This is a genomic window from Pseudomonas sp. 10B238 (assembly GCF_000970615.1).
Lineage (GTDB): Bacteria > Pseudomonadota > Gammaproteobacteria > Pseudomonadales > Pseudomonadaceae > Stutzerimonas.
In genome coordinates this window covers 294,758-306,814 of record NZ_KQ033928.1, presented here as the reverse complement: position 1 = coordinate 306,814, position 12,057 = coordinate 294,758, and the positions used below count along the sequence as shown (strand labels likewise).

Annotated in this window: 11 protein-coding genes; 3 read left to right on the top strand and 8 right to left on the bottom strand. The window is 60.2% G+C overall.

Annotated elements, in window-relative coordinates; all coding sequences use genetic code 11:
• Positions 1–27: 27 nt before the first annotated feature.
• The 4 genes from RT21_RS03690 to RT21_RS03675 form a co-directional block, all read right to left on the bottom strand.
• Positions 28–549 (bottom strand): hypothetical protein, encoded by a 522-nt coding sequence (locus RT21_RS03690; protein WP_046161655.1) that lies wholly within the window; start codon positions 547–549, stop codon positions 28–30.
• A gap of 97 nt (positions 550–646) precedes the next feature.
• Positions 647–2,416 carry a sodium:solute symporter family protein gene (locus RT21_RS03685; RefSeq protein ID WP_046161654.1) on the bottom strand — a complete coding sequence of 590 codons (1,770 nt, stop codon included), beginning with the start codon at positions 2,414–2,416 and terminating at the stop codon, positions 647–649.
• Between the two features lie 5 nt (positions 2,417–2,421).
• On the bottom strand, positions 2,422–2,688 hold the full coding sequence (locus tag RT21_RS03680) for a DUF4212 domain-containing protein (RefSeq protein ID WP_045423810.1): 267 nt from the start codon (positions 2,686–2,688) through the stop codon (positions 2,422–2,424).
• Between the two features lie 645 nt (positions 2,689–3,333).
• Positions 3,334–3,855 (bottom strand): retropepsin-like aspartic peptidase RloA2, encoded by a 522-nt coding sequence (locus RT21_RS03675; RefSeq protein WP_045423808.1) that lies wholly within the window; start codon positions 3,853–3,855, stop codon positions 3,334–3,336.
• Between the two features lie 144 nt (positions 3,856–3,999).
• On the opposite strand from RT21_RS03675, the gene dbpA reads away from it, so the two are divergent.
• Positions 4,000–5,379, top strand: coding sequence for an ATP-dependent RNA helicase DbpA (gene dbpA, locus RT21_RS03670; protein ID WP_046161653.1), 1,380 nt, complete (start codon positions 4,000–4,002; stop codon positions 5,377–5,379).
• 125 nt (positions 5,380–5,504) lie between these two features.
• Here dbpA and RT21_RS03665 read toward each other — a convergent pair whose 3' ends face one another.
• A complete protein-coding gene (locus RT21_RS03665) occupies positions 5,505–6,986 on the bottom strand; it encodes a PhoX family protein (protein WP_046161652.1) in 1,482 nt (493 codons plus the stop codon).
• Positions 6,987–7,179: 193 nt separating this feature from the next.
• On the opposite strand from RT21_RS03665, the gene yccS reads away from it, so the two are divergent.
• Positions 7,180–9,366, top strand: a complete 2,187-nt coding sequence (gene yccS, locus RT21_RS03660) for a YccS family putative transporter (RefSeq protein WP_046161651.1) — start codon at positions 7,180–7,182, stop codon at positions 9,364–9,366.
• On the opposite strand, the gene RT21_RS03655 is transcribed toward yccS, so the two are convergent.
• Positions 9,357–10,115: a substrate-binding periplasmic protein gene (locus RT21_RS03655; protein ID WP_046161650.1), complete on the bottom strand. Its 759-nt coding sequence runs from the start codon at positions 10,113–10,115 to the stop codon at positions 9,357–9,359. The genes yccS and RT21_RS03655 overlap by 10 nt on opposite strands.
• A gap of 158 nt (positions 10,116–10,273) precedes the next feature.
• On the opposite strand from RT21_RS03655, the gene RT21_RS03650 reads away from it, so the two are divergent.
• Complete coding sequence (locus RT21_RS03650) at positions 10,274–11,455, top strand: BaiN/RdsA family NAD(P)/FAD-dependent oxidoreductase (RefSeq protein ID WP_082082103.1); 1,182 nt, start codon at positions 10,274–10,276, stop codon at positions 11,453–11,455.
• A gap of 5 nt (positions 11,456–11,460) precedes the next feature.
• On the opposite strand, the gene RT21_RS03645 is transcribed toward RT21_RS03650, so the two are convergent.
• Both RT21_RS03645 and RT21_RS03640 read right to left on the bottom strand, forming a co-directional pair.
• The gene (locus RT21_RS03645) at positions 11,461–11,649 is read right to left on the bottom strand and encodes a hypothetical protein (RefSeq protein ID WP_046161648.1); all 189 of its coding nucleotides are present in this window, start codon (positions 11,647–11,649) and stop codon (positions 11,461–11,463) included.
• 76 nt (positions 11,650–11,725) lie between these two features.
• On the bottom strand, positions 11,726–12,031 hold the full coding sequence (locus tag RT21_RS03640) for a hypothetical protein (protein ID WP_046161647.1): 306 nt from the start codon (positions 12,029–12,031) through the stop codon (positions 11,726–11,728).
• Positions 12,032–12,057: the final 26 nt, after the last annotated feature.

Genomic DNA, 12,057 nt, shown 5'->3' with positions numbered 1-12,057 from the left:
GTGATGGATCCAATCTTCCGCCGAGGCTTAACGCGAATCGGCACCGCAGATGCGTTGAAACAGCGGCGAATCGGCGTCCAACTCGGTCAAGGTTTCGGCTTTGGCCTGACCCGCCTCGTTCAGCCTGAACATGGCCTTTTCCGCGCATATCAGCTGATAACGTCCACTGACTACGGTGGACATCAGGTGCTGTTTATCGAAGCGATACAGGACAAAGCGTGCAATGCGGCCCTGATTCGTATCCTGGATCTGCGCGTTTGCCTGATCGAGCACCGTGTAGCTCAAGGGCATCGGGTACATCATGGTCCAGGGGCGCCACAACATTTCCCCCTCTTCGCTCGAAACAACCACGGTCCCTTCCGGTAAGCGGGCCTGTTTGGTTTCGAACCAGGTGTATTCGTAATGGATGGTGTAACTCAGCATTCCCAGACCTGCACAGACAGGAATGATCCATTTCGGCACTCGCTTGCGCGTCAGTGAGCGCAGCAGCAGCCCGATGCCTGCACCCGCTACACCAGCGACGATTGCCGCGATTAGATGCCAGAACATATAAAACTCCCCTAAAAAAATCGGGCTTCCATATGGAAGCCCGACTTGTACCTCAACCTTGTGCCAGAACAGGTCTGACGTCCGGCTGCATTATCAGTTAGTGATCAAGCGCAACGCCAGCACCCTTAGGAGTACGAACGCTCTCGACCAGATCCTGAATCTCCTGCGGCGGAGCCTCGGTAGCCATCGACACAGCGTAGGCAACAGCGAAGTTCAGCATCGCACCTACCGCACCGAAGGCCTGCGGCGAGATGCCCATCCACCACTGATCAGGCGTGTTGGGGATGCTTGCAGTGCCAGGGATGAAGAACCAGCCCAGGTACAGGAAGATGTAAACGGCGGTGGAAATTACACCAACCAGCATTCCTGCTACAGCGCCCTTGCTGTTCACACGCTTGGAGAAGATGCCCATCATCAGCGCCGGGAACAGACTCGATGCCGCAAGACCGAACGCCAAGGCGACGACTTGAGCTGCAAAGCCCGGAGGATTCAGACCCAGCCAAGTCGCCAGCAGAATCGCTGCCGTCATGGCTAGACGGGCGGCCAGCATTTCGCTCTTCTCACTGATCTTTGGATTGATCAGTGTTTTGATCAGGTCATGACTGATGGCAGAGGAGATCGCCAGCAGCAGACCCGCAGCAGTTGAGAGCGCAGCAGCGATAGCACCGGCAGCGATCAGACCGATGACCCAGCCCGGCAGGTTGGCGATTTCCGGGTTGGCCAGAACAATGATGTCGTTGTTCACGGTCAGCTCGTTGCCATTCCAGCCACGCTCAGTAGCGGTCGGGGTGAAGGCGGCGTTGGTGTCGTTGTACATCTGCACACGACCGTCAGCGTTCTTGTCTTCCCAAGCGATCAGACCAGTCTTTTCCCAGGTCTGGATCCACTCTGGACGATCTTCGTAGCGGATCGCATCGGCCTGTGGGCCTTCCGGATAGATGGTCTGTACCAGGTTCAGGCGTGCCATGGACGCAACAGCCGGCGCGGTGAGGTACAACAGAGCGATGAAGATCAGCGTCCAGCCAGCGGACCAACGGGCGTCAGCCACCTTCGGTACGGTGAAGAAGCGGATGATCACGTGTGGCAGACCAGCGGTACCGATCATCAGCGACAGGGTGAACAGGAACATGTTCAGCTTGTTGTCGACGTCCGCGGTGTAAGCGGCGAAGCCGAGGTCAGTGACCACCTGGTTCAGTTTGTCGAGCAGCGGCATACCGGATTCGGTATGGGTGCTGAACATGCCGAACATCGGGATCGGGTTGCCCGTCAGCTGCATGGCAATGAACACGGCCGGAATAGTGTAGGCAATGATCAGAACCACGTACTGCGCCACCTGGGTGTAGGTGATCCCCTTCATGCCGCCGAATACCGCGTAGGCGAACACGATCACGGCTGCGATCCAGATACCGGTGGAGTTGCTCACTTCGAGGAAGCGAGAGAACGCCACACCCGCACCAGCCATCTGGCCGATTACGTAAGTTACGGAGATCAGGATAAGGCAGACGACTGCAGTCAGGCGCGCACCACGGCTGTAGAAACGGTCACCGATGAAGTCCGGAACCGTGAACTTGCCGAACTTGCGCAGGTAGGGCGCCAGCAGCATCGCCAGCAGCACGTAGCCACCGGTCCAGCCCATCAGGTACGCCGAAGTGGCATAACCGCCGGAGGCGATCAGACCTGCCATGGAAATGAAGGAAGCTGCAGACATCCAGTCTGCCGCCGTTGCCATGCCGTTGGTTACCGGGTGAACGCCACCACCAGCGACATAGAATTCTTTGGTCGAACCGGCGCGGGCCCAGATCGCGATCCCGATATAAAGCAGGAAGGACGCGCCCACGAACGACATGTTGATCCAATATTGGCTCATTCTAGTTACTCCTCAACCCCGAATTCCTTGTCCAGTTTGTTCAGCCGCCACGCGTAGTGGAAGATGATCAAAATGAACGTAATGATGGAACCCTGTTGAGCGAACCAGAACCCCAGGTCAGTTCCCCCGACCGGGATACCCGCCAGCAAAGGGCGCAGAAGAATGGCGAAACCATATGAGACAAGAGCCCAAACTACCAAGCTCCATGTTATGAGGCGAACATTCGCCTTCCAGTACGCATCAGCATTTTTTTTGTCGTCGTCGTCGGCCATGACGTTCTCCGTCTTATTTTTATTACGGGTGAAGGGAACCACATCGTGAATTTAGCAAGGATGTGTCGTGAAAAGATAGCCCCGACTTTAGTCTGACGGGCTCTAGAACAAGCGCTAAAACGACACCCCCAACCGTCGCCTGACCGTCCCATATCCTCCCCGCAGGCCATATGCCAGCGCACTAGTAGTGCCTGAAGACACGCGACCCTCAAGCCATACACTGAGCGCTTCTGCCAACACCTCAGCGAAATGGAACCCAATCTTTCGAGCCGCTTGCCGCGCGCAGAGGATCATTATTACCTGACCCAGCGGTCACGAAACAAAACAAGCGTTGAACTAGGGTTTCTAATCCTCGAATACTAGCTACTAAACAGATACCGGAAATAATAAAAGCGTAAGACGACTTATATTTATCTTTCGCATAGGGCCTAAAGATCAGAGCAGTAATAATATGCGCGAATTAAATAACACCCGAAGATTATGATTAGATTACAAGCCGAGTCAGGCTCGCTGACGATAATAGTCGTTAATACGCATCGCTAAGTGCCCTTCTGATTGCGACAAACCATAGGGGTCAAATGGGTGCGTCGGGCGCGGGAGGCTATTACCATCCGCGCCCGCTTGGCTCGCAGGAAGCGAGCCGAACTAGCAGGTGGGACGCCCAGCCGTATATTTCTGGGCAGGGTCAATTGCCGCTTCCAGGTCGCGAATCGCCGTCGCACCTATCAATAGCGGATAACGGAAGTGGCTACGGTCGGTCAGGTTGACCTCGGTTTCGCGTAGCTGGTCACCGATGCATAACTGCATCTCGACAACCGGCCGCTCGGCTACATCCGGCCCACGCTCCACATCGGTGTCGTCGTCCGGGTCGACCGCCTCTTCTTTGCGGGTCTTGATTTCGGCGATACGCGCCAGCCGATGCTCATATAGCGTGTCGTCAGCGCCTTCGACTGCCAGGCGGAATCTCACCCAGTCTTCACCATCTCGTTCGAAGCGTTCGATATCGCGTGCCGACAGCGAAGCCGTCATGGCACCGGTGTCCATCTTCGCCTTGAGGGTCTTGCCGAGGTCTTCGATCTTGATCTGCTCATAGCGGCCGAACAGCGTTGGCTCAGCGGCAACGGCGGGAAGGGTTAAAGCGCTCAATAGCAACAACAAACGGGACAAAACGGCCTCCTGACTCTGTATTGACTTCAGTGGGACCGGCTGTCGCCGCGATCCGTTCCGCCCGTGGTGCCGGGCCATCGGCAGCACGCGTGGATGCGGGCCGCCTGTTAGACTGCGCCTCACTTTTTCTAGCAGATCAATACCGTGCCCAGTTCAGCCTTCGCCACCCTGCCCCTCAGCCCTGCAACGCTGGCCAACCTCGACGCGCTCGGCTATGCCGAAATGACGCCGATTCAGGCGCAAAGCCTGCCGGTCATGCTTAAAGGTATGGACCTTATCGCGCAGGCGAAGACCGGCAGCGGCAAGACCGCCGCCTTCGGTATTGCCCTGCTGGAACCAATCAACCCGCGCTATTTTGGCTGTCAGGCGCTGGTGCTTTGCCCGACCCGCGAGCTGGCCGATCAGGTCGCCAAGGAACTGCGCCGGCTGGCGCGCTCGGCAGATAACATCAAGATCCTGACGCTTTGCGGCGGCGTGTCCATCGGCCCGCAGATCGGTTCGCTGGAACACGGCGCCCATATCATCGTCGGCACGCCTGGGCGCGTTCAGGAACACTTGAAGAAGGGCTCACTGAAACTCGACGGCCTGAACAAGCTGATCCTCGACGAAGCCGACCGCATGCTCGATATGGGTTTCTACGATGCGATTGCCGAAATCATCGGGCAGACCCCGACCAAGCGGCAAACCCTGCTGTTCTCGGCGACCTACCCCAGCGGCATCAAGCAACTCGCATCGACCTTCATGCGCGATCCGCAGCAGGTCAAGGTCGAAGCCCTGCATGACGACACCCAAATCGAGCAGCGCTTCTACGAGATCGATCCCGAGGCGCGCATGCAGGCGGTTATTCGTGTCCTCGCCAGCTTCCGACCCGAGACCTGCGTGGCCTTCTGCTTTACCAAGCAGCAGTGCCAGGAATTGGTCGACGCCCTCACCGAAAAGGGTATCTCTGCCATGGCGCTGAACGGCGATCTGGAGCAGCGTGACCGCGACCAGGTGCTGGCGATGTTCAGCAACCGCAGCCTGTCGGTGCTGGTCGCGACCGATGTGGCGGCCCGCGGTCTGGATATCGACGCGCTGGACATGGTGATTAACGTCGAGCTGGCGCGTGATTCCGAAATCCACATCCACCGGGTTGGGCGTACCGGTCGCGCCGGCAAGAAAGGCATCGCCATCAGCCTCGTCGCCCCGGCCGAAGGCCACCGCGCCCAGGCCATCGAGGACCGGCAGAAAGCGCCGCTCAATTGGCAGCCCCTGGGTGATCTGAAAGTGCAGCCAGGCGAACCGCTGCAGCCGCCAATGGTGACGCTGTGCATCGGCGCAGGCCGCAAGGACAAGCTGCGGCCCGGCGACATCCTTGGTGCACTGACAGGCGATGCGGGGATTCCGGGCAAGCAGGTGGGCAAGATCGCGATCTTCGACTTTCAGGCGTTTGTTGCCGTCGAGCGCGACGTGGCCAAGCAAGCAATGAATCGCCTGAACTCCGGCAAGATCAAGGGGCGTTCATTGAAGGTCAGGCAGCTTTAAGCTGAATGTAGGGTGGATCACGCTTCTCCGATCCACCGGCGACGGCGGACGTAAGAAGCGACGTCCACCCTACAAACTAAACAAGTCCGATCAGCTCCTTCTGATCGGGCTCATCAGAACTGGACTTACAGCGAACCGCGAGCCCAGGGACCCCAGATGGCAAAGGTGATGCCGGGGGTCTGGATGTTGACGAACAGGAAGTGTCCGGTCGGATCGAAGCAGGCGCCGCAGAACTCACGGTTGCGGTAGTCGCCGCCCGAAGCGTTCTTCCCGGCCGCAGCGGCCTGGACGTCATCGAACACCACGTTGTTCTTGGCGAAGATGTACGCCTCCCCCGCGGTGGTCAGGCCCAGCAGGCGTTCGCCAAAGCCGAAAGCGTCCTGCACACCACCACCGTCTTCGCACAGAAGCACACCGCCGCGCGGGCTGACCGTAATGTTGTCCGGGTTGTTGGCGATTTCGGCGTCGGTGGACGCGAAGATGCAGGTCAAGCGGTCATTCGCCAGATCGTGCACCCACACCGCCCCACGGCCGTAACCGGGGCGGCCCTGACTGTCGGTACCGGCACTGGTGTCGACAATGTAGAGCTTGCCCTCGCTGTACCAGATCCCTTCGCCGCGGCTCATGCTCAGGCCGCCAGCCTGACGCGCCTGAACATATGGGCCGCTGCCTTCGGGCTGAGGCTCGAGGTCCGGATTCGATACTTCCACCCATTCCAGTTGGTAGCTGTCGCCCTGCTTCGGCGCATGCAGGTCGATCAACGCACGATTACGCACCCGAGCGGCTTGCAGTATTCCACCCGAGGCAAGTGAACCTGGCTGCTGGCTCGCGTCAGTGGGGATATAGCGATAATAGCCGGATTGGTTGCGGGCGTCTTCCGTCAAATAGACATAGCTGTTACGCGGGTCCACTGCGACCGCTTCGTGGCGGAAGCGACCCATCTGCACGATCGGCTCGCCAGTGGTCAGCGCCGGGTCGGCCGTCACCTCAAACACATAGCCGTGGGCGAGACCACCCACGCTGCGGTAGTCAGAGGTGTTCTCTTCACAGGTTAACCAGGTGCCCCACGGCGTGACACCGCCGGCGCAGTTGGTACGGGTTCCGCCGAGGCTCGGCAGGGTGCGTACCGGCTGCATGATGTCGCGGGAGACATAAAGGTTGGTGGTGCCGCCGGCCGGACGCTGGCCGTTGGACAGGGTCACGTCATCGTAGATGCCGGTGGCGTCGATCAGCGGGCCGGTGCTGGCTTCATGGTTACGCACCAGCACGATTTCCGGGCCATGCTGGCCGCGACGTACCTCGATAACGCCCATGCCGTCATGCGACGTGGGTACAGGCTGACCGTTTTCCATCAGGTCGCCAGTCCATGAAAAGCTCTTGTACTGGAATCCATCGGGAAGCTGGAGCAATTCCAGACCGGTGCTCAGGTCCTTGGTCGGACGCAACGGGCCGTAGCTGCTGCGAACCAGGCCGGCGCCGCGACCTTGTGCGTTACGTGCAGCGAAGGCTTCGAGCGTGCCGAGAAACGGCGTGCTGGCGACGACGGCGGCGGTGATAGCACCACCTTTTAGCAGGCTGCGGCGGCTGGCATCGTGTTCACGGTTCATGCGGTGTCCTCTTTTATAGGAATGGGAGGGGGCGGCATGAATGAAGCCTGACGAATGCGGCTAAACGATGACCGTGCGGTTTCGTTCCGATGATGCGAGACGGATGGACGGTATAAGCTTTGCTTCGATTGCCGTGACGTCAGCCCACGGCCGACGTCCTACCTTCTTCTCCCAGCCAGGTCCGACTCGTTCTATGCGCTCACCCTCGCTCAGCCATTCCCTGCGCCAGCTCTGGGCACTGGACAAGTTCGGCTACAGCCTTCGCGTACTGATCGCACTGGCCGGCAGCATGGGATTGAGCTGGTACCTCTCCCAGCCATCGATGGCGATACCCTTGTTTCTCGGCGTCATTGCGAGCGCCCTGGCGGAAACCGACGACAGCTGGCTAGGGCGGTTATCGGCACTGCTGGTCACACTGCTGTGCTTCAGCATTGCCGCGGCTTCGGTGCAGCTGCTGTTCCCCTTCCCTCTGCTGTTCGCGCTCGGCATGGCGGCATCAGCGTTCGGCCTGGTGATGCTCGGTGCACTGAGCGAACGCTACGCAACCATCGCCCAGGCAACCTTGATTCTCTCGATCTACAGCATGATCGCAGCCGACCAGCGTGGCGGCGAGGCGCTGCATCCCTGGCGCGACCCGCTGCTGTTATTGGCGGGCGCGACCTGGTACGGCCTGCTTTCCGTCGTTTGGAATGCGCTTTTTGCGCACCAGCCCGTACAGCAAAGTCTGGCTCGCCTGTACCGGGAGCTGGGGCAGTACTACAAACTCAAGGCCGCCCTGTTCGAGCCGGTGCGCCAGTTGGATGTGGAAGAACGTCGCCTGCAACTGGCGCAGCAGAACGGCCAGGTGGTAAGCGCGCTGAATGCCACCAAGGAAACCCTGCTGCATCGCCTGGGCAACGGTCGGCCCGGAGCGAAGATCAGCCACTACCTCAAGCTCTACTTCCTTGCACAGGACCTGCACGAGCGCGTCAGCTCCTCGCACTATCCTTACCAGGAGCTGGCCGAGGCGTTCTTTCACAGCGACGTACTGTTTCGTTGCGGCAGGCTGCTACGCTTGCAGGGCTTGGCTTGCGTGGACCTGGCGAATGCCGTCCAGCTGCGTCAGCCGTTTCGCTACAGCGAGGCCAATGCACAGGCACTGGCGGATCTGGAGTCGTCGCTCGAACACCTGCGGCTGCAGAGCAACCCGGCGTGGCGCGGGCTGTTGCGCTCACTGCGGGCATTGTCCGGCAACCTAGCAACCATGCAGCGCCAGCTGTCCACGGCGACCAACCCCGATGCCCTGGAAGGGGAACAGGACAGCAGCCTGCTGGATCGGCAGCCACAATCGTTGCGGGATGCGTTCAACCGTATCCGCTTGCAGCTGACACCCACCTCGCTGCTGTTCCGCCATGCCTTGCGCATGAGTTTGGCGCTGCTTTGTGGCTATGCCGTGCTCCACACGATCCACCCCGAACAGGGTTATTGGGTATTGCTGACGACGGTGTTCGTCTGCCAGCCCAACTACGGCGCCACGCGGATCAAGCTGGTCCAGCGCGTGACGGGCACGGCACTCGGCCTGGCTGTTGGCTGGGCGCTGTTCGATCTGTTTCCCAGCCAGCAGATACAGGCGCTGTTCGCCGTGATCGCGGGCGTCGTGTTCTTCGCTACTCGCAGCAGCCGCTACACCTTGGCGACCGCGGCGATCACGCTGCTGGTGCTGTTCTGTTTCAACCAGGTGGGCGACGGTTATGGGCTGTTCTGGCCACGGCTGGTCGACACCATCCTGGGCAGCCTGATCGCGGCGGCCGCCGTGTTCCTCGTACTGCCGGACTGGCAGGGCCGGCGCCTCAATCAGGTCGTCGCCAATACGCTCGCGCGTAGCGCCGACTATCTACGGCAAATCATGACTCAGTACGAAAGCGGCAAGCGTGATGATCTGGCGTATCGACTGGCGCGGCGCAACGCACACAACGCCGACGCGGCGCTCTCCACCACCTTGTCGAACATGCTCTTGGAACCTGGGCATTTCCGTAAGGACGCGGAAACCGGCTTCCGCTTCTTGATCCTCTCGCACACGCTGCTCAACTACCTGTCGGGCTTGGGCGCCCACCGCGAGAGTCTGCCCGACGATGCGCGTGACGAAATGCTGGAAAGCGCGGCACAGCAATTGGCGAGCAGCCTCGACGAGCTGGCCAACGGGCTGCAACACAACCAACCGGTTGCCGTTTACAGCGAAGCAGAGGAAGCGCTGGCGCAACAGCTGGAGCAGACCTCGGAAGACCTCGACGATAGCCATCGTCTGCTGCAGACCCAGTTGGGACTGATCTGCCGGCAGCTAGCACCACTACGCAGCATGGCCGCGCACCTGCTGCGGCAACCTCCGCAGGCTCAAGGCTGAGGCAGCGAATTCGGCGAAGGGAGACCATGACGCGCGAAGATGGCCGCGTAGGTGCCATCCTCGACCATCGCCTCGATCTCGCGGTTGAAGGCCGCAATGATTGCAGGCTGCTGCGGATGATCATCACGCACCACCAGCGACAGGTCGCGAATGCTGAATTCACCCGGTACGAAACTCAGCCCATCACTCACATCCTTGAGCGAGCCGTTGAAGTGAAACAGCACAGTACGCTCGTCCTCAAGGGCCAGATCAGCGCGATCGGCCAGCAGCATTCGAGCCGCCTGCACGAAGTTATTGGCGTAGCCTTTGTTGAGTGTTGAATCGTCTGCCAGCTCATCGCTATAGGCATAACCATTGGTCAGCACGATGTCATAAGTGCGCAGACTTTCACGTCCCTCATAGCGGATGCCCGCACCCTGCCGCTGTACCCAACGCACCCGGTTGCTCAGGAAGGGACGGCTGTACGTTGCGTAGTCTGCATGCCGGGTCGTGAACCAGTCGTTGATGATGTCGTACTTGCCTTGCTGTAACCCCAGCACCACCCGCTCCCAAGGCACCTCGGTGTAGGTGACGTCATAACCCGCTCGACCAAGCGCCGTGCGGATAAGCTCGACCGACAACCCGTCGCCGGGCAAGGTTTGGTCCGTGTACGGCGGCCAGGCATCACCTGCCAGTCTCAGCACTTCGGCAGAAACCGACGCACTGGTCGACAGCAGCATTCCAACCATAATTTTTTTTATTCTTGTCATAACGCTCTCCCGCACACTCATGGCGAAGCGCCACCAGCGCTAGCTAATCACAACCAGCGCCGTTTGGGATGCCCGGCTCGTCGGATGCGGGAACACCGAGCTGCAGCCAGCGAGCGGCAGGAGTACCATCGCGCATTTTCCGGGCGAGGTAGCTGGCAGTGCAGACGGACGTGGTAGTAATCGGCGCAGGGGCTGCCGGGCTGATGTGCGCCTTCACAGCAGCCGCCCGGGGCAGACGGGTCCTGCTCATCGACCACGCCAACAAAGCCGGCAAAAAGATCCTCATGTCAGGCGGTGGCCGCTGCAACTTCACCAACCTCTACACCGAGCCGGCCAACTTCCTTTCCGGCAACCCGCATTTCTGCAAATCCGCGCTCGCCCGCTATACCCAGTGGGACTTCATCGAGCTGGTCAGCCGTCACGGCGTGCCCTACCACGAGAAGAAGCTGGGCCAGCTGTTCTGCGATAACAAGGCGAGCGACATCCTGGGTATGCTGCTGGACGAGTGCGAGCAGGCCGGCGTCGACTTGCGGCTCGAGACGGCCGTACAAACCATAGACAACGCGGATGATGGCTACCAGCTGCTGACCGATGCAGGACCGGTAACCTGCCAGTCGCTGGTGATCGCCACAGGCGGCTTGTCGATTCCGACCCTCGGCGCGAGCGGATTCGGTTATCAAGTGGCGCGGCAGTTCGGCCACACCGTGCTGCCGACCCGTGCAGGCTTGGTGCCCTTCACCATCACCGAGCCACAATTGAAGTCGATGTGCGAGGCGCTGTCGGGGACCTCAGTAGAGGATTGCCTGGTCAGCTGCAACGGCCAGAGCTTCCGCGAAAACATCCTGTTCACCCATCGCGGGCTGTCCGGTCCGGCGATTCTGCAGGTCTCCTCCTACTGGGAGCCGGGCGACGCCATCGAGATCAACCTGTTGCCGCACCTGAACCTGAGCGAGTGGCTGGACGAGCAACGTCGCGAGCGCCCCAATACCGAGCTGAAAACCCTGCTCGGCGAACTGTTTACCCGCAAGATGGCCGGACTCCTGGCAGAACACTGGTTCGTCTCTAAACCGTTAAAGCAGTATTCGGCCAACGAGTTGATCGAAATTGGCGAGCAACTGGGCTGCTGGCGCCTGGTGCCGGCAGGCACCGAGGGCTATCGGACGGCCGAGGTAACCCTCGGCGGCGTGGATACGAAGGAAGTGTCATCCAAGACAATGGAATCGCAGAAATCACCGGGGCTGTATTTCGTTGGTGAGGTTCTGGATGTCACCGGCCACCTTGGTGGCTTCAACTTCCAGTGGGCCTGGGCCTCGGGCTACGCCGCCGCGCAATACGCCTAGCCCGACTACTGATTGGTCATGTTGGAAGGCGGCGAGATTTCACGCGGGCCGGCCGGGTCGGTAGCCGTGTTCTGGTACTCCTGCTGGTTCCGTTCGACATTGCGCAGCGCCGACGGCTCGTCGTCTGGCGAGCAGCCGACCAGTGTCAATGCGAGCGGAAGTGCTGCAGTGATGGCAATCAGTCTGGATTTCATATCATTTCTCCTGCCGTGCAGTGCGCCAGCCTCATGTTGGGCGGCTTCGGCACATGCATTCAGATCATTCGGAAGTTTACTGAACAGCGCCTGATGCGCCGCGTGTGGTGTTGGGAGCGGTACCCGCGCCGGACGCTGTGCCCAGGCCGCTGCCGTTATCCGCTGGCGCTGTGTCCATGTTGCCCTCTGCACCGGTCGCCAGTGGTGCACCAGCTTCAGGACCGGCGCCCTCTCCATCATTGGAGGGTGGCGCACCCGTGAAGGGCGGCTCAGGCTTTTCGATCGCAGGTTCGGGCGTCGCCACCTCCCGATCAAGGTCATCCTGTCCACAACCCACCAGGACCAGGCCAAGAACAGGGGCACACAGATAGGCCAATCGCATCAATACCTCCAAGCATCTATCCCGCG

What these genes read in the sequence shown, in the direction of transcription:
- RT21_RS03690 (WP_046161655.1), bottom strand. Translation starts at nt 549, where the DNA reads ATGTTCTGGCATCTAATCGCGGCAATCGTCGCTGGTGTAGCGGGTGCA.
- RT21_RS03685 (WP_046161654.1), bottom strand. Translation starts at nt 2,416, where the DNA reads ATGAGCCAATATTGGATCAACATGTCGTTCGTGGGCGCGTCCTTCCTG.
- RT21_RS03680 (WP_045423810.1), bottom strand. Translation starts at nt 2,688, where the DNA reads ATGGCCGACGACGACGACAAAAAAAATGCTGATGCGTACTGGAAGGCG.
- RT21_RS03665 (WP_046161652.1), bottom strand. Translation starts at nt 6,986, where the DNA reads ATGAACCGTGAACACGATGCCAGCCGCCGCAGCCTGCTAAAAGGTGGT.
- yccS (WP_046161651.1), top strand. Translation starts at nt 7,180, where the DNA reads ATGCGCTCACCCTCGCTCAGCCATTCCCTGCGCCAGCTCTGGGCACTG.
- RT21_RS03655 (WP_046161650.1), bottom strand. Translation starts at nt 10,115, where the DNA reads ATGACAAGAATAAAAAAAATTATGGTTGGAATGCTGCTGTCGACCAGT.
- RT21_RS03645 (WP_046161648.1), bottom strand. Translation starts at nt 11,649, where the DNA reads ATGAAATCCAGACTGATTGCCATCACTGCAGCACTTCCGCTCGCATTG.
- RT21_RS03640 (WP_046161647.1), bottom strand. Translation starts at nt 12,031, where the DNA reads ATGCGATTGGCCTATCTGTGTGCCCCTGTTCTTGGCCTGGTCCTGGTG.